18 protein-coding genes and 1 riboswitch are annotated in these 20,167 nt (G+C 36.6%); of the genes, 10 read left to right on the top strand and 8 right to left on the bottom strand.

Annotated elements, in window-relative coordinates:
* Positions 1 to 74: 74 nt before the first annotated feature.
* The 5 genes from CD127_RS03000 to CD127_RS02980 form a co-directional block, all read right to left on the bottom strand.
* Positions 75 to 779 carry a GTP pyrophosphokinase gene (locus CD127_RS03000; RefSeq protein ID WP_103365716.1) on the bottom strand — a complete coding sequence of 235 codons (705 nt, stop codon included), beginning with the start codon at positions 777 to 779 and terminating at the stop codon, positions 75 to 77.
* 641 nt (positions 780 to 1,420) lie between these two features.
* Entirely contained in the window at positions 1,421 to 1,834 is a 414-nt protein-coding gene (locus CD127_RS02995) for a DUF2188 domain-containing protein (RefSeq protein WP_103365715.1), read from the bottom strand.
* 101 nt (positions 1,835 to 1,935) lie between these two features.
* Entirely contained in the window at positions 1,936 to 3,813 is a 1,878-nt protein-coding gene (locus CD127_RS02990) for an FUSC family protein (RefSeq protein WP_174694749.1), read from the bottom strand.
* A gap of 182 nt (positions 3,814 to 3,995) precedes the next feature.
* A complete protein-coding gene (locus CD127_RS02985; protein ID WP_103297377.1) occupies positions 3,996 to 4,280 on the bottom strand; it encodes a putative quinol monooxygenase in 285 nt (94 codons plus the stop codon).
* Positions 4,281 to 4,367: 87 nt separating this feature from the next.
* On the bottom strand, positions 4,368 to 5,648 hold the full coding sequence (locus tag CD127_RS02980) for a pyruvate MFS transporter (protein ID WP_103365713.1): 1,281 nt from the start codon (positions 5,646 to 5,648) through the stop codon (positions 4,368 to 4,370).
* A 335-nt stretch (positions 5,649 to 5,983) separates the two neighbouring features.
* Positions 5,984 to 6,093: riboswitch (TPP riboswitch) on the top strand.
* A gap of 63 nt (positions 6,094 to 6,156) precedes the next feature.
* On the opposite strand from CD127_RS02980, the gene CD127_RS02975 reads away from it, so the two are divergent.
* The 7 genes from CD127_RS02975 (at position 6,157) to CD127_RS02945 (ending at position 12,671) form a co-directional block, all read left to right on the top strand.
* Positions 6,157 to 6,750 carry a thiamine phosphate synthase gene (locus CD127_RS02975; protein ID WP_103365712.1) on the top strand — a complete coding sequence of 198 codons (594 nt, stop codon included), beginning with the start codon at positions 6,157 to 6,159 and terminating at the stop codon, positions 6,748 to 6,750.
* On the top strand, positions 6,743 to 7,858 hold the full coding sequence (gene thiO / locus CD127_RS02970) for a glycine oxidase ThiO (RefSeq protein WP_103365711.1): 1,116 nt from the start codon (positions 6,743 to 6,745) through the stop codon (positions 7,856 to 7,858). The genes CD127_RS02975 and thiO overlap by 8 nt, the downstream gene beginning before the upstream one ends.
* A complete protein-coding gene (gene thiS / locus CD127_RS02965; RefSeq protein ID WP_103297373.1) occupies positions 7,842 to 8,042 on the top strand; it encodes a sulfur carrier protein ThiS in 201 nt (66 codons plus the stop codon). Before thiO ends, thiS begins: the two co-directional genes overlap by 17 nt.
* A 1-nt stretch (position 8,043) precedes the next feature.
* Positions 8,044 to 8,811, top strand: coding sequence for a thiazole synthase (locus CD127_RS02960; RefSeq protein ID WP_103297372.1), 768 nt, complete (start codon positions 8,044 to 8,046; stop codon positions 8,809 to 8,811).
* Positions 8,811 to 9,809 (top strand): ThiF family adenylyltransferase, encoded by a 999-nt coding sequence (locus CD127_RS02955; RefSeq protein ID WP_103365710.1) that lies wholly within the window; start codon positions 8,811 to 8,813, stop codon positions 9,807 to 9,809. Before CD127_RS02960 ends, CD127_RS02955 begins: the two co-directional genes overlap by 1 nt.
* Before the next feature lie 111 nt (positions 9,810 to 9,920).
* Positions 9,921 to 10,535 carry an undecaprenyl phosphate transporter UptA gene (gene uptA / locus CD127_RS02950; RefSeq protein WP_103297370.1) on the top strand — a complete coding sequence of 205 codons (615 nt, stop codon included), beginning with the start codon at positions 9,921 to 9,923 and terminating at the stop codon, positions 10,533 to 10,535.
* 171 nt (positions 10,536 to 10,706) lie between these two features.
* On the top strand, positions 10,707 to 12,671 hold the full coding sequence (locus CD127_RS02945) for a fructose-1,6-bisphosphatase (protein ID WP_103365709.1): 1,965 nt from the start codon (positions 10,707 to 10,709) through the stop codon (positions 12,669 to 12,671).
* 580 nt (positions 12,672 to 13,251) lie between these two features.
* Here CD127_RS02945 and CD127_RS02940 read toward each other — a convergent pair.
* Positions 13,252 to 15,033: a cation:proton antiporter gene (locus CD127_RS02940; protein ID WP_103365708.1), complete on the bottom strand. Its 1,782-nt coding sequence runs from the start codon at positions 15,031 to 15,033 to the stop codon at positions 13,252 to 13,254.
* Between the two features lie 261 nt (positions 15,034 to 15,294).
* On the opposite strand from CD127_RS02940, the gene CD127_RS02935 reads away from it, so the two are divergent.
* The gene (locus CD127_RS02935; RefSeq protein ID WP_221270283.1) at positions 15,295 to 16,338 is read left to right on the top strand and encodes a YkvI family membrane protein; all 1,044 of its coding nucleotides are present in this window, start codon (positions 15,295 to 15,297) and stop codon (positions 16,336 to 16,338) included.
* A gap of 57 nt (positions 16,339 to 16,395) precedes the next feature.
* Here the strand turns inward: CD127_RS02935 and CD127_RS02930 are convergent, their stop codons facing one another.
* Entirely contained in the window at positions 16,396 to 16,830 is a 435-nt protein-coding gene (locus CD127_RS02930) for a MarR family winged helix-turn-helix transcriptional regulator (protein ID WP_103365706.1), read from the bottom strand.
* A gap of 256 nt (positions 16,831 to 17,086) precedes the next feature.
* Here CD127_RS02930 and aldA point away from each other — a divergent pair, with 256 nt between their 5' ends.
* Positions 17,087 to 18,514: an aldehyde dehydrogenase gene (aldA, locus tag CD127_RS02925; RefSeq protein ID WP_103365705.1), complete on the top strand. Its 1,428-nt coding sequence runs from the start codon at positions 17,087 to 17,089 to the stop codon at positions 18,512 to 18,514.
* A 59-nt stretch (positions 18,515 to 18,573) separates the two neighbouring features.
* On the opposite strand, the gene CD127_RS02920 is transcribed toward aldA, so the two are convergent.
* Positions 18,574 to 19,497, bottom strand: coding sequence for a metal ABC transporter solute-binding protein, Zn/Mn family (locus tag CD127_RS02920; RefSeq protein ID WP_380493176.1), 924 nt, complete (start codon positions 19,495 to 19,497; stop codon positions 18,574 to 18,576).
* Positions 19,498 to 19,715: 218 nt separating this feature from the next.
* Here CD127_RS02920 and CD127_RS02915 point away from each other — a divergent pair, with 218 nt between their 5' ends.
* Positions 19,716 to 19,997 (top strand): GNAT family N-acetyltransferase, encoded by a 282-nt coding sequence (locus CD127_RS02915; RefSeq protein ID WP_103298039.1) that lies wholly within the window; start codon positions 19,716 to 19,718, stop codon positions 19,995 to 19,997.
* Positions 19,998 to 20,167: the final 170 nt, after the last annotated feature.

The following is a 20,167-nucleotide window of genomic DNA, read 5'->3' as shown; positions in this document are numbered from 1 at the left end:
TAGTACTAATAAATTATTCTATCACAAATTTATCTATTCTAGGACATAATTAAAAGGGGTTCAATTTGAACCCCTTACTTCATTTCTCTATCCGATATTTCTGAATGAATAGCTTGCATTTTTGCTTCGATATCTGTAAGTTCAAGCGCACATTCTTTCAATCTATCTTTATAATCTTCTGTATTTGTATTATTTTTATAGCGAATTTTATGTTCTAAACTTGCCCACATATCCATTCCAATCGTACGAATTTGTATTTCAACTGGTGTGACTTCTACACGATCAGCTAAAAAGACTGGGATGGAAACGACAAGATGTAAACTGCGATAACCATTTTCTTTTGGTTGTTTAATATAGTCTTTACGTTTTATAAGTTTAACGTCTTCTTGTTTTAATAACATCTTTTCAATGACATAAATATCTTCTAAGTAATTACATACGACACGAATACCAGCAATATCTAAAATATTCTCTTTTGCGCTTTCTGCACTTACAGGTAAGTTTTTGCGTTGTAACTTTTTAACTAAGCTATTCATTTCTTTAACACGGCGTTCCATGTGATGAATTGGATTATGTTTATACATGTGGTTAAAGTTATCGTCTAGAATATCTAATTTTGTACTTATTTCTTTTAAAGCAGATGAATATAAATGGTCTAGTTCAACAAAACCAATTAATCGATCAAATGCTTCGTCGCCATCTTTGAAATGATTTAAACTATCTTTGAATTCACTTCGTAATTCTTCGATATATAATGACGGTTTTCTTTCTACGTACATAGCGGTTGCCCCCTTGTTCCCTTACCTTCCATTATATCGAATTACAAAATGAACTAAAACCAATAACCACCTCATTTAACCTAGGTAATTAGACCGAGAAACTAACTGTCTACAAATAGATATTCACTTGCTTAAGTTGCTCCCTTTCCTGTGGGAAAGGCTCGTGCCTGTAGTCACTCGACACTTTCTTTTCCACTAGGAGTCTCGCAACTACGCTTCGTTATCTATCTAACACACCCTTACTTACATATGTAAAAAATTCTGAAGAAGCATATCAAAATGTAGTTGTGTGACGCTTGAAGGAACAATAATTTAATGCACTTATACCCTCACGCCCTTATATAAATAGTACTAAAATGGACAATGGAGCGTAGTTGAGCGACGCCTGAGGGAGCAGGATGAGTGTCGAGACCAAGGCTCGACCCAGCCCCCTAGGCAAGCGTCTCAACTTAAGCGGAATGCAAAATCCATTTTAGAACCATTTGGCAGTAGCTGACTGATTTGAAAATGTGCTTAACTCAGCTTTTTCAAACCTAGTCATCCTTGCCGGGGTGGGACGACGAAATTATTTTAATTTCTGTCCCACTCCCAAAAAATCCCAAACAAGTGGTTTGGCTTGTTTGGGATTTGTGAGTTAAATATTATTCATCTTTTTTGTGTTCGATGACTTTAGTGTTGCGGTTGTCGGCGATTTCTTGTGCACGTTTTTTCGCATCTTCTTTATTATCGAATGAGTCAGACGCTTGTTTTGCGCCTTCTGTTTTCACTTTCCATTCGTCATCCTCATAATACACATGCACGTTTTCTTCGTTTAATTCCGGATTGGCTGAGTCATCTTTTTGATGTTGTGTAATATGCTTGTTTTTCAACTCATCAAGTTCATCTTTACTAGCATTTTTGTACCACTCTTCAGCTTGTTTTGTCGCAATCGGAATTAAGTCGCCTTCTTTATAACCGTCTTTTAACATTGCGTTACCAATATCAATCGCTTTTTTACGTTCTAATTCGTCCATGTTCTTCCAAGTATTTGGGTAATCGTCCATTGTCCAAGGCATAGTGTCACGCTCCTATAATTGTTATTCGTTCATTTAGTAAGCTTTACCACTCTTTTTGAAAATGAAACCCTTAAGTCTGGAGAGAAACTTCAAATCATCTTTTAAGCTGGTGCATGTTCTTGTAGTTCATCAACGTTTTTACGTGCAGCGACACAGTTCGCTTGTAATTTCATCATGGCTGATTTGATGTAGTTATATTGAGGTAAGTCATTCAGATGTTTAATGTCTAAACTACCTTGTAGTTCAAAGTGTTTAGCTACGTTTTCAAATGTTGTTAGGAATTCTCCCATTTGTGCATCAGAAATGCGTTGACGATGTTTATCTTGCATCGCTCTCATTAACATGAAGTTAATTTCTTCTAATGCGAAGATGGTTGGATAGTAGTAGCGTAATGCTTCTTTATTAGAGAAGAGTTCTCCATTTGCTGAATTATAAATTTGAGTCATGTTGCTCATTTTTACTGATAATGTTAGACTTTCGTGTTTTTCGCGTTCCGTATCTTGGTATCCATTTTCAGAGAATAAATAATGGAAGATAGCCGCTTCTTTACGTACTACTTCAGCAATTGTACGTGGTAGGATAGCTGAAGACGTTTGGCGGTTAAGGATTAAGATACCGACCACTGCAATCGCAATACCAATTAATACGTCAAAGATACGTGTGTATGCAATCGAAATTGATAGATTCTGTGATGCCAAACCGTTAAGCAAGATAACTTGTATTGTGATGAAAATAACGGCAAATGCGTAGTTTGAACCAACGAAAGCTTCTGTCATCATAGCAGCAAGTCCCATTATAATAACGGCTACTACGAGGTGTGGATGGAAATATAAGATTACTGATAAGACTAATGTGCCGATAATTGTACCTAGCCCACGTGCCATAGCTCTGTCTAGCATGCGTCGTGTCGTCATTCCTAACATCACGGTATGAGCCGTTAATGGAATCCAATATGATTTTTGAATATCAAAGGCTAATGAAATAAATATCGCAACGGCCATAATAATGATATAAATCAGTGTGTTACGGAAGACGATAGAATCTAATGTTAAGTTGTGTAGAATACGTTGGCTGTAAAGTGGCTTTCTCACTTGAGCTTCGTGTTCTATACGATGAGAATCTAAGTTTGCGATTTCATCAATTTTTAAAATATGTTGCATGAGATTATCAAAATCTTCGTTAACATGAACTTCTTTCGTCCAACTTTCTCGTTGGTTACTACGACGATATGCATTACGCGTAGTCACTTCCATCATTTCAATAAGTTCTTTTGGAAGTGGACGGATATCTTTCTCATGCAGTTCTAGTAATTCAGAGTAAATCCCTTGTGCTGACGTATGTAGTAACAGTAAGCGTTGGAAACGTTGGTTAAGTTTCGTTTTAGCGCCAGCAGTAGCTGTGATTAATAGTTCATCTGATGTTTTGAATTGTGTCACGGCTGATTGTGAGATTTCTTTGAATTTCTCTGGATCATTATAATTTTGCATTAGTTTGTTAATCATTGTGAAGTCAGCTGTAATTGCGCGGTCTTCAACGCGTTGTTTACGGAAGAAGATCATAATAATCACAACAAGTGTCGCTAATGCACCACCGATTAAAATAGCAAACCCACGATATAACGCTTGTTCAGGCGCTACAGGTAAGTTACTAGGTAAACAAAATGTGACTAAGAAGAATGTAGAAGATGGTCCAGCAATCTTCAAGGCACTAAAGATATAAAATGGTACCACTGTGACAACAAGTAATAAGAAACCATAAAGAAGTGGTTGTGCTACGGTTAAGGTACCGAGCATCATACAAATCGCAAATGAAATAGAACATAAAATAACCATTCTAAGTTGAGAACGGGGTGGTCCTTGAAAGACGTATATATGTGCTAATGCCCCTGTTGATACAAGTAAGCCGAAACTAAAATTGCCAAGAAAATAACCAATTAATGCTGGGATAATCATTAATAAGCCTTGGCGAATCCCTTTCATAAAGTCAATTTTGGCTTTATCGAATTGTATAAGAGACTGAAATACATTTCCCAATATTATCTTTCCTTTCTATAAAGCATACATATCTATGATAACACTTTTTAAGTTTGCTCATCGGTAGCATGATTATAAAAAGAAAGACCTTGGCTAGTGAAGATCACTAGCCAAGGTCTAAAGTTATATTATTTTGTTTCTGCTACGTCGATAACAGGTTCTTCTGAAATGTATTTGCCAACATTTTCACTGAATGCTCTGAAGTGGTCTGAATGGTTGTGCGCTTGTACTGCTTCTTCATCTTTATAATTCTCAACCACGACGAACGTGTTGCGTTCTTTCACATCTTCATAGTGATGATAGAACGTATTACCCGGTTCTTGACTAGAACTTTCAACGAGTTTACGCATTAGTTCTAAGTATTCATCACGGTTTTCTTCCTTTACTTTAAGTTTGGCATTGATAATAATCATTTAATCACCTTCAATATTGTTGTTGCTTTAGTTGTATCACATCTACTTCAGTATTAAATAATTATTTGCTTTTGAAAATGAACATGATTATTTTAATTCTTTGCGTTCATCTTGAATAAGCGGTTTGTCTGGTGAAACAAAGAACCATAAAATCACTGCAATGACTGCTGGTACGATTAGTAGTTGGAATGTCATTGACCAACCTAATGAAGTTACTAATGCACCTGCTAAGAATGGACTAACTAAGGCACCAAGGTTACCCCATAAGTTCATCCAACCTGAAACGGTACCGGCGAAGTTACGTCCGATGTCATTCGCTGCTGCCCAGCTCATACCCATTGAGATACCCATACCACCTAAACCAAGTGATAACCAGAAGATAGTGATGTATAAGCTCTCAGTGTGTACTGCGAAGAAGATAGATACCGCAAATACGATAAAGCCAACAATGGCGATAACACCTCTAGCGACAAAGCGTGATTGACCACTATGTAAGATTTTATCTGAAATGGCACCTGCAGATAGAATTAAGATAAACATGATAAACCATGGTAATGAACTGATTGTCATGTGTTTAAATTCTACGTGATATTGTTCAGTTAAATATGTTGGTAACCAAATTAAGAATAAAGCAATGATAAATTGAACTACAAAGTATTGTCCTGCAATCGCATAGAAACTAAAGCGACGGAAGAATTGATTCCAAGGTGGCAGTGATTTACTTGTTTGAACTAAATCACGGTTCTCCACAATATATCTTTTTTCCGCTTCGTTGACCATACGATGATGTTCTGGTAAGTCTTTCGCGATAATTCCCCATAGAATCGCGATTAAGATACCTACTGCCCCGAAGATATAGAATACTGCTTGCCAGTTAAACGCATTTACAATGGCGATAGTAATAATTGGCGCTAATACTGGTCCGAAATATGAACCTGCAAGTAATGCACTTGATGCCCTTCCCTTCTCATCTTTAGAGAACCAAGTTGAGTTAAATACAGCATTAGATGGATACATTGGCGCTTCCCCAATACCAAATAAGAAACGTACTAAGAATAATAAACCGTGATGTTTAATCATTCCTGTAAAGATTGTAAAAGCACTCCACCATACTAATGCGACTGTGATCATCTTACGTGGACCAAACTTCTCTGCTAACATCCCTGAAGGTACTTGCATTAACGCATAACCTAGTGAGAAGAATGAAGCTAACAGACCAAACTGTTGCTTGTCCATATGTAAATCTTTCATCATTTGTGGTGCAATATATGAGATATTCGATCTATCCATATATGCGATAACTCCTATAATAAAAAACAATAGTGCGAACATCCAACGCACATTACTCTTTCTTTGTCCTTGACCCATGTTCCTGTCCTACTTTCATTTATATTTGTTGATTCTAAATAAGTGTTGCCGTACTAAATGATTACGCAGTTTTCTTCGGTTTTTCGACCGCCTTTCATCCCTGTCATTTCAATATTGATTACTTATTTTTAAATATAATATCACTTTGTGTAAACGTTTACAATATATTTTTAATACTTTTTTATTAAATTGTGCTTGTTTGTATTATTCTTTTATTCTCTGAAAAAGGTCGTGCGATATTTAGTTTGGATTAAGATTTGAACTCTATTCGGAAAAGCTGTAAAATGAAATTGAACTGAAACGCTATTAAATATTTTATAAATGAATAATGATTCATCATCCACTGGAAGTGCCTTTGTTTAAGGCTGAGAGTAAAGAACGGACTTTATAATTCCTGGAACCTGATCCAGTTTGTACTGGCGTAGGAAAGTGGCGCAAAGGATATCATAAAGTTGAGCTAAACGCTATTTCCCTACGAGGGTGATAGCGTTTTTTTATTGTTCAAGGGGTGAGGCATATATTTATTGCAATAACGACTTACAAAGATTTAACAGACGAAGATTCAAAGCATTTCTTAGCTATAGCTAAAGGCATAGACGGGCTACTCTTTCGTACCCCTATGTCACGTGAAGCGTTATTTCACTTCATCACTCGACTTTTAGATGCCGGCTTTCCAAAAGAGAAAGTAATCATTCACAGTGACACAGAGTTACTGGAATCATTAAGTCTTTCGCGCTTACATTGTCGTGAGATGGATACAGCTGCTTTCGACTATAAACAACTACATCCAAATGTCGAAGTCAGTATGTCGACCCATTCCAAGCAATCTGTGGAACAAGCTTATGAACATGGTCTTGATTATGTGTTTTATGGCCACATTTTCAAAACGCCGTCTAAACCCAATCAACAACCACGTTCACAAGACGAGGTCAATGACGTTTTGCGTTTGCCAATACCTATTTATGCTATTGGTGGCATCACGAAAGAAACGATTCACCAATTACCTAAAGGGTTTGCTGGTATATGTGCAATTTCTTTCTTTATGAACGCATCTTTACAACAAATCGAACAGTTACGAAAGGAGTGGTTGAAAGATGCATGATGTTCTTATTATTGGCTCAGGTGTGATTGGTATGTCTATTGCACGACATTTAAGTCAATCACAAATGGATGTCGCTATTGTCGACAGAGATGTTCCTGGTAAACATGCTTCTTATAAAGCAGGCGGTATGCTAGGTGCACAAAATGAATTTACTGAAGATACGGATTTATTTAGACTCGCGCTCGAATCGCGCTCACTTTTCCCAGAACTGTGCGAAGCATTGGAAAATGAAACAGGAATCGATATTCAATATCAATCATCGGGATTAATTAAAGTGGCAAATCGCCCTAAGGATATTGAAAGTTTAAGACAACAATACGAATTCTTAAGTTCCATGGACCCAAGTGTAGTGGAATTATCTGATGAGGATTTAATTGATTTAACACATGGTCATGTTACATCAAGTGAAATGGCCATCTATATTCCAAATGATGGGCAAATCAATGCCAATCATTATACGAAAGCACTCTTTAAATCACTACAACAACGCAATATACATCGTTATTACCAAACTGAAGTGCTCAGTATTGAACACCAAAACGGCTATTACGAGGTATCTACATCAAATGGTCAATTACATGCTAAGAAAGTGATTGTGGCTTGCGGTGCTTGGAGTTCTAAATTATTAGAACACTACCAACTTCCACGCGAGGTAGTTGGTGTTAAAGGTGAAGTATTGTTAGTTGAACATGACGACTTAGATTTAAAAGAAACGGTCTTTATGACGAATGGTTGCTATATCGTGCCGAAACAGCCAAATCGTTTCCTTATCGGTGCAACAAGTGAGTTCGACAATTACTCTGTCGGCAATACCGACCAAGGCGTTTCATGGTTGCATCAATATGCGAATGAACGTATTCCCGAATTAGCCCAAGGTAAGGTTATTAAACAATGGTCTGGCGTGCGTCCTTATACGGATGGCGAATTGCCTATCATGGACCGCATAGACGATGGTTTATACGTCATTTCTGGTCATTACCGTAACGGTATTTTACTTTCACCTGTCATAGGCCGAGATATCGCAAACTGGCTATTCACTGGCGTTAAACCACGCAATTACGAGTCATTTAATGTTTCAAGGAGGTCAAATAATGAAGTGTATCATTAATGGTGATGCGTTCACATTCGACGCAGAACAGTCGATTACTCAAGTGCTTCACTCACTTGAATTAGACCCTGAACGTGTCATTGTCGAGCATAATAAAACATTAATTAAACAAGAAGAATATGATAATCACACTGTACGTGAAGATGATCAATTAGAATTATTAGAATTTGTTGGAGGCGGATAAAATGTTTAAAATCGGATCATTAGAATTACAATCTCGTTTATTATTAGGTACTGGTAAATTTGAAAATGAGGACATCCAAACGCAAGCGATTAAAGCGTCAGAAACAAATGTGCTTACATTCGCAGTAAGACGTATGAACTTATATGATAAAAACTTACCTAACCCACTTGCGAATATTAATTTAAAAGATTTCATCACATTCCCAAATACTGCTGGTGCTAAAACAGCTGAAGAAGCTATTCGTATCGCAGAAATCGCGAAACATGCCGGCGTATGTGACATGATTAAAGTAGAAGTTATCGGTGATGACGAAACATTATTACCTGATCCTTTTGAAACATACGAAGCTTGTAAAGTGTTGTTAGAGAGAGGCTATATCGTATGTCCTTACATTTCTAATGACGTAGTTTTAGCAAAACGTTTAGAAGAATTAGGTGTACATGCCGTTATGCCACTTGCTTCTCCAATCGGTACAGGCCGCGGTATTAACAACCAATTAAACCTTAGCTATATCATTAAAAATGCTAACGTTCCAGTTATCGTGGATGCTGGTATTGGCTCAGCTAAAGATGCTTGTCACGCAATGGAATTAGGTGCTGACGGAATCTTATTAAACACAGCAGTTTCAGGTGCGAAAGACCCTGTTAAGATGGCAGAAGCGATGAAATTAGGTATTGAAGCTGGTCGTTTATCTTATGAAGCTGGCCGAATTCCAGTGAAATATACTGCACAAGCATCAAGCCCAACTGAAGGATTAGGATTCTTATAATGCAACGCTACAATCGTCAAATGCGTTTTCATGCTTTTGGTAAAAATGGGCAACACGCCCTATCGAATGCAAAGATTTTAATACTTGGTGCCGGTGCATTAGGCAGCCATGTGGCAGAGCTATTAGCCCGCATGGGTGCCCATCACTTGGCCATTGTTGATATGGATATTGTGGAAGAATCCAATCTACATCGCCAAGCATTGTACACAGAAGATGACGCCTCAAACATGGTGCCTAAAGTACACGCCGTTAAAGAAAAATTGGCGCATATTAATTCCAATGTTGAGGTTCAAGCATTTTATCAAGAAATTGATTCTACTAATATAGAGGATATTCTGAATAATGTGGATCCTGACATTGTCATTGACGGTATGGACCATTTTAAAATTCGCTACCTTATTAATGAAGTATGTCATAAACACCATATTCCATGGGTGTATGGCGCTGCAGTTGGTAGTAAAGGTTCTGTCTATGGCATCGACTATGAGGGCCCTTGCTTAAAATGTTTATTAAAACGTATGCCTTCTACTGGCGAAAGTTGTGCCATTAATGGCGTCTTACCTCCTGTCATTACCCAAGTGGCAAGTTATGAAGTATCCGAAGCCATTCGTTATTTATCTGGAAAAGGCTTTTCCAAAAAATTACTTACGATTGAAGCGTTCGACATTAACTTCAAAGCCATGAATGTCGATATCTTGAAAGACAGCGCCTGTGAGGTTTGTGAACAACAACATTACGAATTATTAGAAACGAAGCAACAACAACACATTGAAAGTCTGTGTGGTAAAACGTATCTCTTTAGATACCAACCCGCTGTCTTCGAACATGCGGAACATTTCCCAGGTGATATGGTGAAATCGACTTCATTTGCGAAACTCATTCAAGATAAAGATTATGAAATTACCTTGTTTAGAGATGGACGCATGAATGTCTATGGTATCGAAGATGATGAAGAAGCAAATCAACTGTATCATCGCTACTTAAAAGCTCTAAAATAATGACCTTTTAGGTTTATACAAGCAATTCATAGTAAATTTTATTATAATGAATTTACTATGAATTTTTTATTATAGTTTAATGCTTAAAATCAAAGGAGTTCTTTATTATAAATGGAACAATTAATTACCGACTTTATAAGTAAATGGGGCTACGCAGCCATATTTATTCTTATCTTGTTAGAGAATGTGTTGCCTGTTGTCCCTTCTGAAATTATTTTAACGTTTGCTGGATTAATGTCAGTTAAATCTGGCTTATCTATCCCGCTTCTATTCCTTATTTCAACGATAGCCTCATTAATTGGCTTATTAATTTTGTATTATATTTGTCGTTTAATCAGAGAAGAAAGCATTTATCGCTTTGTTGATAAGCACGGGAAATGGTTCAAGTTGAAAGGTAAAGACGTCAAGCGCGCCAACGATTGGTTTAAACGCTATGGTGCTTGGGCTGTGTTATTATGCCGCTTCATCCCAGTTTTACGTGTATTGATTACCATTCCTGCCGGTATCAATAAAATGAATGTAGTTACATTTACAGTCTTATCATTATTAGGTACAACGATTTGGAACTTTGCGCTTATTTTATTAGGCCGTTTACTAAGTGACAGCTTTGACGCATTAATGGCTGGATTACACACTTATTCTTACATCATGTATGTCATTATCTTCTTAGCCATCTTGTACTTACTATATGTTATCTTCATTAAAAACAGAAAACGTACGCGTTAAGTTTTTTACCCCTTCATCTAGCATGGAGGGGTTTTTCGTATTTTAATTTCGACAATTTAAGCATCACCATTGAAAAAGTGAAGCTTTTTAAAGATAATTTATGTAAGCGGTTTTATATTTGTTATCCTTTTAAAAAACAAACGACAATCCCACACAGGAGTGAAAAAATAAATGACGCAAACGACTGAAAGTGAATTAAGAAAGAAATACTTAGATTTATTGTCTCAACAATACGATAGTCCAGAAAAACTTGCTACAGAAATCATCAATTTAGAGTCTATTCTAGAATTACCTAAAGGCACAGAACACTTTGTGAGCGACTTACATGGTGAATATGAATCATTCCAACACGTGCTACGCAATGGTTCAGGTAACGTGCGCGCTAAAATCAATGACATCTTCACAGATAAATTATCTCAAAGAGAAATTGATGACCTAGCTGCCCTCGTTTACTATCCAGAAGAAAAATTAAAACTTGTGAAAAACAACTTCGATTCTAAAGGTAAATTAAACATTTGGTATATCACGACAATCGAACGTTTAATCGAACTTATTACTTACTGTTCTTCAAAATATACACGTTCTAAGTTACGTAAAGCCTTACCTGAAGAATTTACATATATCGTGGAAGAACTCCTTTATAAAAGTAACGAATTTAATAATAAGAAATCTTACTACGAAACACTCGTTAATCAAATTATTGAGCTTGAACAATCAGACGATTTAATCATTGGATTGTCTTACACAGTACAACGCCTTGTCGTAAACCACCTTCACGTTGTTGGTGATATCTACGATCGTGGCCCACAACCAGATAAAATTATGGACACTTTAATCGATTATCATTCTGTCGATATTCAATGGGGTAACCACGACGTATTATGGATTGGTGCCTATGCGGGCTCTAAAGTGTGTCTCGCTAACCTCCTACGTATCTGTGCGCGCTACGACAATTTAGATATTATTGAAGACGCTTATGGTATTAATTTACGACCTCTACTCACACTAGCTGAAGAACATTATAACGGCGACAACCCTGCCTTCAAACCGAAGAAACGTCCCGACAATCCTGCTGGCTTATCTAAACTTGAAGAGGACCAAATCACTAAGATTCATCAAGCCATCGCGATGATTCAATTCAAATTGGAAATGCCTATTATTAAACGCCGTCCAAGCTTTGAAATGGACGATCGTTTAGTTCTTGAAAAGGTCAACTATGATACGAACGAAATTACAATTTACGGCAAAACATATCCTTTAAAAGACACGTGCTTTAGTACAGTTGATCCAAAAGACCCAGGCAAATTATTACCTGAAGAAGAAGAAGTCATCAATAAATTGTTACTTTCTTTCCAACAATCTGAGAAATTAAAACGCCATATGGCATTCTTAATGCAAAAAGGTAAACTTTACCTACCTTACAATGGCAACCTTCTTATTCATGGATGTATTCCTGTCGATGAAAATGGAGAAATGGAATCGTTTGAAATTGAAGGCGAATTACATAAAGGTCGTGACTTACTTGATGTCTTTGAAAAACATGTACGTTTAGCGTATGACAACAAAGACATGACGGATGACCTTTCAACTGATTTAGTATGGTATTTATGGACAGGTAAATATAGTTCACTTTTCGGAAAAAGAGCGATGACAACATTCGAACGTTACTTTATTGAAGATAAAGCGTCTCACAAAGAGCCTAAAAACCCATATTATTATTTACGTGAAGATGTAGATATGATTCGTAAGATGTTGAAAGACTTTGGCTTAAATCCAGATGAGGGACGTATTATTAATGGACATACGCCTGTTAAAGAGATTGATGGTGAGGATCCTATCAAAGCTGATGGCAAGATGATTGTTATTGATGGTGGTTTCTCTAAAGCGTATCAGAAGACGACAGGTATTGCGGGATATACGTTGCTTTATAATTCATTTGGTATGCAATTGGTGGCACATCAACATTTTGATGCGAGAGATAAAGTACTTTCAGATGGTGCAGATGAATTATCAGTGCGTCGTGTAGTGGATGAAGAATTACAACGTAAGAAGATTAAGGATACTAACGAAGGTAAAGAAATGTTAGAACAAATCCGCATTCTAAAATTATTAATGCACGATAGATATTTGAAGTAATATCCAAATAAACTTTCACTCATTCTGTTGTGATGCTTGCCCAGGGTACAGTTTCAGCCAGAAATTCCTCACAGATAAATCTGTGGGGATTTCTAAGGTCTTCAACTTGTACTGTTCCCTCGGGCGTCACACAACGCCATTCGTTATTTATATTTAGTATTACTTACACATATAAGTACATCTATTCAATTTTATTAGTATATACTTTACCGACTAAATAAATAACTTTAAATATCATTATTATCGATAGCGAAAAAGACTGGCAAAGAATAATATCTTCGCCAGTCTTATTTGTTTGGTTTAGTTTTATATTATCAATATTAATTAAATATATAGTTCAATACATAATACATATTTATGAATACTTTACAAAGTATACTTTTTGATATTAATAAATATGTAAGAAATTCTAAAATGAGCTACGAGTGTACTTGTATAAGGTGTTCTAAGATAGATAACGAAACGTAGTTGCGAAGACTCCTAGGGGAGCAGTGCCAGTCGAAGACTACAGGCTGAGACGGCATCCCAGGAACGCGTAGCAACTTAAGTGAGTGTCAATCTATCTTAGAGCCTATTTTTCTTAATACACGTCTCTCAATATGCCGTAGGTACCGTGGTCATATTGAGGTAGTGGCTTACTACTCTTATTAAACGAAACTACTTTATTATCATCAATATGATAAATAATCATGTCGTTATCTGTAATGTTGTCATATTCTTCTGCATGTACTTCCACAATATTTTTATTCACAATGGTATTGTCGAACCATCTTGGGCTATGATTTTCATCAAATAAAATATGGTTACGTAATGGACCATTGAGATTATTTCTAGCCTGTTCGTCGGTAAATGATACAGGCATCATGCTGACATTATTCAAACCGAACTCTGGTACTAATTCGTTAAAGGCTAAACTATTGAAGATAAATGATTTCGTCATGAGTAAACATTTATTGTAACGAATTAGATCTGCATAGATACGGTCACTACTTGAAAGTAAGTTGCCTTTGAATATTTCAAAGCCGTATTCTTCTGCTTTCGTTGATGTGTTCTCAAATAAGTTAAAGACCATTACTGGAATGTCATGTTCACGAAGTTTGCTACCTAAATGGAAAGAGAATTCACTCTCACCTACAATAATGACACCTGGTGGTTCTGTACTTGCTAAACCGAGTAATTTACTGATTGGTGTGAAACTAAAGCCGTAAATCACTACGGTAATAAATACTAAACCGAATGTTACTGGTGTAATATAACTTGCCATTTTGACATGGTCATTCATAAATAAGCCGCCAAAGAATTGAGCTACTGTTAGAACGACGATGCCTCGTGGTGCCATCATTCCCACAAGTAAGCGTTCTTTTTTCGTGATTTCAGTACCAATCGTTGATAGTAGTACTGAAACTGGACGCACGATAATAATCATCACTATCGCAAAGACAAGTAATTGCCATGATAAGACATCCATTAATACCGTTGATGTTAATGATGATGTAATCAGAATAAACACGGTTGAAACTAATATGGATGAAGCATTTTCAACGAAATGATCTGACTCTTTGAAAATTAAGTCATGACGTTTGTAACGTGCCATCATTAAACCAAAGATGGTTACGGCTAATAAGCCTGATTCTTGTAAGATTTGGTCACATATACTAAATACCAACAAGATGAAGACGAGTTGAATAGATGGCATTAAGTTTTGTGGAATCATATCGCGTTGGATAAACCAATTGAATATGAATGATGCGCCAAATCCGATTGCGGCTGTGATGACAATTTTCAAGATAAATAGAAAAATAACTTGTAAACCGAAACCTTGTTCAATGATTTGGTAAATATAGAATGCGGTTAAAGCTAAAATTGGACCAATCGGGTCTAAAATAATACTTTCCCAACGTAGGATGGAATCCACGCTCTTGCGCACTTTCGCTTGTTTGAGCAGTGGCTGAATCACTGTTGGTCCGGTAATTAAGAATAGTCCACCCATTACGACTGATACAGATAATGGGAAATCTAAAATTCTGTTTAAGGCAATTGCACCTAAAATCCATGAAATTGCAGCGCCTATCGTAATAATACGAATAATTGCTTTAGAAATTCCTTTTAATTCACGGAAATCTAAGTTACTACTTCCTTCAAATAAAATAATTGCTACGGCTAATGAAACAATAGGACTAAATACATCCGATCCCAACGTGTGTTGAGGATTTGCTAGTCCTAGTATTGGCCCTACTAATAATCCTACAATCGACATGACGACGATTGAAGGCCATTTGATACGTGTCGCTAACCATTGGCTAAAGATACCTAGCGCTAAAAATAGCACAATGATGAGCATGACAGGTAAATCTAAAGACATACCTACACCTTCCTCGATTAAAAAATTCATTTCCTAGTTTTTACTTAATACTGTGTTATACTATCAAACTTTCTTTAAGACTGCATTACTATTGTATTTCACTTTTTTACATGACTTTTCTGTGAAGACAGTGTACGTTTCATGTAAACTTTAGTATTTATTTTTCTGTGAAATTTCGTTAAAATATATAATTGTTTTTTATTAATATTTTTAAAGTTTGAAAGGATTTTTTAGAAAGTGCAGTATTTTAAAGAGACGATTATGGTCGCGTTTGCGTTTGTTGGTGTTGTTGTAGGTGCTGGTTTCGCGACAGGACAAGAGGTTTTTCAATTTTTCACAAGTAATGGTAGCTATAGTATTCCAGGAATCCTTATTACGGGTATCGTCGTGACGTTAGGCGGGATTTTTGTTTTACAAACAGGTTATCGCATAAAGTCGCATAACCATTCTGAGTCGATACGGTTTTATTTACCTTCTTGGATGGCACGTTTATTTGATATTATTCTTACTATATTTTTATTTTCATTGGCGATTATTATGACGGCTGGTGGTGCATCGACTATACATGAAAGCTTCGGCTTACCTTTCTGGATAAGTTCCCTACTGTTAGTGCTTCTTATTCTAGTGACGTTATTTTTAAATTTCGACCGTTTAATCGCTGTGTTAGGTGGAGTGACGCCTTTCTTAGTTATTGTAGTGACAATTATCGCAATTTATTACTTTATGACGGGACATTTAAACTTCACTGCTGCCAATGATTACGCTGAACATCGTCACGGGTTATCGCTTGGTTGGTGGTTTGATGGTTTAAATTATGCCAGTCTCCAAATTGCGGCTGCGTTTAGTTTCTTAAGTGTCATGGGTGGTCGTTTGAAACATCGTCAATCGGCGCTTTGGGGCGGTTTATTAGGTGGCATCATCATTACGTTCTTACTATTGATGATTAATTTAGGCTTAATCACTGAGTTTGAGCACATTCAATCCGTCGCGCTCCCTACCCTATTATTGGCACGTCAAATTTCTCCATTATTAGGAACAATAATGTCGATTATTATGATTTTGGTAATTTATAATACGGTCGTTGGGTTAATGTATGCCTTCGCTTCTCGTTTTACGGAGCCCTTTTCCAAAGGCTATTTCGTGCTGATTATCGCAATGGCCATCGTTACGTTTATATGTACGTTTATCGGTTTCATTTCTTTAATCGGAAAAGTCTTCCCAATCATGGGCTTGTTCGGTTTCATACTCCTCATCCCAATTATGTATCGAGGCTTTATTCAATTTACATCTTCAAGACATCAATAATACGAAAGGTTCTCACGGGTACAATTTGCGTACCAATGAGAACCTTTTATGTTATGTCTAAACTTCTGCTATTTGATTACTTAATTTCCTACATGCGTGTTGAAGCGTAATCAGTTCCTCTTCTGTTAATTCTGAGAAAGCATGTGTCAGTGTTGTAGCATGTTGAGGGAAGATTTTCGCCATGAATTGTTGTCCTTTGTCAGTCAAAGTTGCATGATAAACACGTTGATCATTAGGGTCTTTATCACGCGTAATCCAACCTTTCACTTCAAGTTGACTCACCACATAAGAAATACTACTACTAGCGATAAGTACTCTATCTCTGATGCGTTGAATTGGTTGTGGGCCTTTATTGTAAAGTAATTCCAAGACGGCAAATTCTGTGACGTTTAGTCCGTAATTTTGAACATCTTGTTTAACTACTTTCTCTAACGCATCCAATGCCCTATGTAGTCCTATAAATGCTTTTAATGAAGCATTTGTGCGGTCCATTTCCTCACCTCACATTCTAGAATTTCATTTCGATTTGGAGATAAATTATACACTTTCTGTTGTTCATCGTCAATTTGAATGTTTTTGTCCATTATTGGTGCATAATTATGTGCCGTTTCTCACTTTCTATTCTTGCTTTTTTGTGGCGTTTTTTGTTCTTGAAAATGAAGTTTCAGATAGCTCGTATGTTTCTCTGACTTTTCAAAAAAGAATAAAAAAAGAATTTCGGGGAATACTATGGTTGGAGGTGTCTTAAATGACCAATCAACTATTTATTAATAATGAATTTGTAGAGAGTAAGTCAAATGAGACGATGGATGTAATTAATCCTGCAACGGGCGAAAAAATTGATACAATTACGTTTGCGACGGAAGAAGAAGTAAATGAGGCGATTGAGAAATCGAAACATGCGCAACGTGAATGGGAACGTGTGCCTGCGCCAACTCGTGCGGAACATGTAAAATTATTGATTCCTTTATTGGAACAAAATAAGGATGAGTTAGCGAAGTTATATGTCGAGGAGCAAGGTAAGACGCTTGCGCAAGCTGAGGGAGAAATTGATAAAGCGGTGCAATATATCGACTATATGGCGAGCTTAAGTATGAGCAATAAAGGCGAAGTGCTACAAAACAGTGTGGCGAATGAAAATATTCAATTAACGAAGAAACCAATTGGGGTTACAGCCGGCATTGTGCCATGGAATGCGCCAATCATGGTATTAATGCGTAAAGTCATTCCGGCAGTGGTGACTGGTTGTTCTGTAGTCATTAAACCAAGTGAGGAAACAACATTATTAACATTGAAATTAGCGGAATTATTCCGTGCATCAACAATCCCAGCTGGTTTAATTCAAATCGTACCTGGTACTGGTGACACTGTAGGTACGCAACTTGCGACGCATAAGGATATTCAATTAGTGTCATTAACAGGTAGTATGGCTGCTGGTAAAGCCGTTTATAAAAATGCTGCGGATACTGTGAAGAAAGTTAATCTTGAGTTAGGCGGTAATGCGCCAGTCTTAGTGACACCGTATGCTGACTTAGATAAAGCAGTGGAATATATCGTGACAGCGCGTATTAATAATGCGGGCCAAGTATGCACATGCCCTGAACGTATCTTCGTGCATGAAGATGTGCATGATGACTTTATCACTAAAGCTAAAGAACGCATGAGTCAACTTCAAGTGGGCGATCCATTTGATGACAATACAGATTACGGTGCGATTATTAATCAGAAACAATTAGATAGCATTGATGAGAAAGTACAAGAAGCGGTTAAGAATGGTGCTAACCTTGTGTTAGGTGGCCATAAAATGGACCGTGCTGGTTTCTTCTATGAACCTACGATTATCGATAATGTGAAAACTAGCGATAGTGCGTTTAAAGAAGAAATCTTTGGTCCTGTGCTTGCGGTGACAACTTATAATGACTTTGACGAAGTGATTGACGCGGCGAACGATACAAATGCTGGTTTATCTTCATATATCTTCTCTGAGAATTTAAAAGAAGTGATGGAAGCGACAGAACGCCTTAAATTCGGTGAAGTGTATGCGAATTGTGAAGCGGAAGAAGTTATCAATGGTTATCATGCTGGCTGGAGAGAATCTGGTTTAGGTGGTGCCGATGGTATTCATGGCTTTGAGGAATACTATAATACAACAGTAAGTTATATTAGATGGTCTTAATATTATAAGATAACCCCCTTATTCCATAACCTGGGATAAGGGGGTTATTTAATAATGAGTTATTCATTCAATGCTTTGTCTAGGGCTTTGATGTTTTTCTTCATGATGGATTGGAAGGTTAATGTGTCGTCGTTGGCTTGTTCTTTTGTTAAGACGGATAAGTTGTTGAAACTTACTGGTTTGGCTTTAGTTTCATCGCGAATGACATCTGTGATTTTAGACGTAATATTTTGCTCATATAAGATGTAAGGTTGATGTGTTTGATCAATTTGTTTAATCATCGCAAGAATATCTTTCTGACTTGGCTCTTCGTTATTCATGCCACTAACGCCTTCTTGTTCAAAGTGATAGCGATGTGCTAAATAGCCTAATGAATCATGAGAAATCACTACTTTATCACGTTTAGGATGCGTCGTTATTTGTGTTAATTCTTTATCCAACTGTGTTAAATCTTGGTTTAACTTTTGAAAATTATGTTCATAATACGCTTTATGTGATGGATCTCGTTTCACTAAATCATCTTTAATCTTCTTAGCAAATTTTTTATCTAATACTGGATCTAACCATACGTGAGGATCATGCCCCGCTTCAGCATGGTGATGTTCATGTTCATCATGGTCATCGTCTTCTGTTAATAAGTCTTTATGACTAAGCCCATCTGCCACCGCTAATTTCATGTCATCATTGTTCATTGATTTCGTAATCTTTGCTGCAACTGGATCTAAATCATCACTTGAATAGATAAATAAATCACTTTTAGCGATATTAATCATGTCGCGTTGACTTGGTTCATACGTATGCGTGTCCGCGCCTGGAGGATAAATCGTATCCACGTTGACGTATTTACCGCCAATTTGTTGCGTAAAGCTTTTGAATGCGAATACAGTCGTATAGATGTTGATTTTATTTTTGGTTGTAACTTTCTCTTTTGTATGCGTACTGTGTGTCGTGCTACAAGCTGATAAAGCGATACTTAAGCTCATAATGAGGATCAGTACGGACGCCCTTTTCAAAAACAACTAAACCCCTCCAAAACGTAATAATTTCGTTCTCAACTATATCGGTTCTGTTTAAAAAAAGCAATATCTCTGTTTATAACAATTTGTATAATCTTTATATTCTAAAATTTATTTATCGAATGTTTTGTTTTTCTGGAAAAGTGATACATATTACTATGACTTTATTAAAGGAGTGACGTAACATGGCTGAAGAAATTAAACAAGGTAATAACAAGTTTTACGTTGGTGACGATGAAAACAATCCTCAAGCAGTAATTACTTACAAACAAGTTGATAATAATGAAATCGACATTGACCACACTGGCGTGTCTGATGAGTTAGGCGGCCAAGGTTTAGGCACTAAATTAGTAGATGCGGTGGTTCAACATGCGCGTGAAAACAATTTAAAAATCATCGCATCTTGCCCATTTGCGAAAGACGTATTAGAAAAAAATGAAGATTATCAAGATGTGTACTTCGGATAATTAAATATTTAGAAATTCATTTGAGGCTGGGACAAATAAATGTCTTAGCCTTTTTTCTTTGGATTAAAACAATTATCTTGCACGTTTGTTGTTTATGGAGTATATTTATTATACTTAATATAAATAATAGATAAAGATGATTATTTTCATCTTAGGAGGCACGTTACTAT

The sequence above is a fragment of the Staphylococcus petrasii genome (assembly GCF_002902565.1).
In the GTDB taxonomy this organism is placed as follows: Bacteria; Bacillota; Bacilli; order Staphylococcales; family Staphylococcaceae; genus Staphylococcus; species Staphylococcus petrasii.
The sequence above is the reverse complement of the archived record's forward strand: the minus strand, read 5'-3'. Positions and strand labels throughout refer to the sequence as shown.

Coding starts and splice junctions, on each gene's coding strand:
- CD127_RS02915 (WP_103298039.1), top strand. CDS start 19,716: ATGGCTGAAGAAATTAAACAAGGTAATAACAAGTTTTACGTTGGTGAC.
- CD127_RS02960 (WP_103297372.1), top strand. CDS start 8,044: ATGTTTAAAATCGGATCATTAGAATTACAATCTCGTTTATTATTAGGT.
- CD127_RS02920 (WP_380493176.1), bottom strand. CDS start 19,497: ATGAGCTTAAGTATCGCTTTATCAGCTTGTAGCACGACACACAGTACG.
- thiO (WP_103365711.1), top strand. CDS start 6,743: ATGCATGATGTTCTTATTATTGGCTCAGGTGTGATTGGTATGTCTATT.
- CD127_RS02985 (WP_103297377.1), bottom strand. CDS start 4,280: ATGATTATTATCAATGCCAAACTTAAAGTAAAGGAAGAAAACCGTGAT.
- CD127_RS02990 (WP_174694749.1), bottom strand. CDS start 3,813: ATGAAAGGGATTCGCCAAGGCTTATTAATGATTATCCCAGCATTAATT.
- CD127_RS02980 (WP_103365713.1), bottom strand. CDS start 5,648: ATGGGTCAAGGACAAAGAAAGAGTAATGTGCGTTGGATGTTCGCACTA.
- thiS (WP_103297373.1), top strand. CDS start 7,842: ATGAAGTGTATCATTAATGGTGATGCGTTCACATTCGACGCAGAACAG.
- CD127_RS02940 (WP_103365708.1), bottom strand. CDS start 15,033: ATGTCTTTAGATTTACCTGTCATGCTCATCATTGTGCTATTTTTAGCG.
- CD127_RS02935 (WP_221270283.1), top strand. CDS start 15,295: ATGGTCGCGTTTGCGTTTGTTGGTGTTGTTGTAGGTGCTGGTTTCGCG.
- CD127_RS02945 (WP_103365709.1), top strand. CDS start 10,707: ATGACGCAAACGACTGAAAGTGAATTAAGAAAGAAATACTTAGATTTA.
- CD127_RS02955 (WP_103365710.1), top strand. CDS start 8,811: ATGCAACGCTACAATCGTCAAATGCGTTTTCATGCTTTTGGTAAAAAT.
- CD127_RS02930 (WP_103365706.1), bottom strand. CDS start 16,830: ATGGACCGCACAAATGCTTCATTAAAAGCATTTATAGGACTACATAGG.
- CD127_RS03000 (WP_103365716.1), bottom strand. CDS start 779: ATGTACGTAGAAAGAAAACCGTCATTATATATCGAAGAATTACGAAGT.
- CD127_RS02995 (WP_103365715.1), bottom strand. CDS start 1,834: ATGCCTTGGACAATGGACGATTACCCAAATACTTGGAAGAACATGGAC.
- aldA (WP_103365705.1), top strand. CDS start 17,087: ATGACCAATCAACTATTTATTAATAATGAATTTGTAGAGAGTAAGTCA.
- uptA (WP_103297370.1), top strand. CDS start 9,921: ATGGAACAATTAATTACCGACTTTATAAGTAAATGGGGCTACGCAGCC.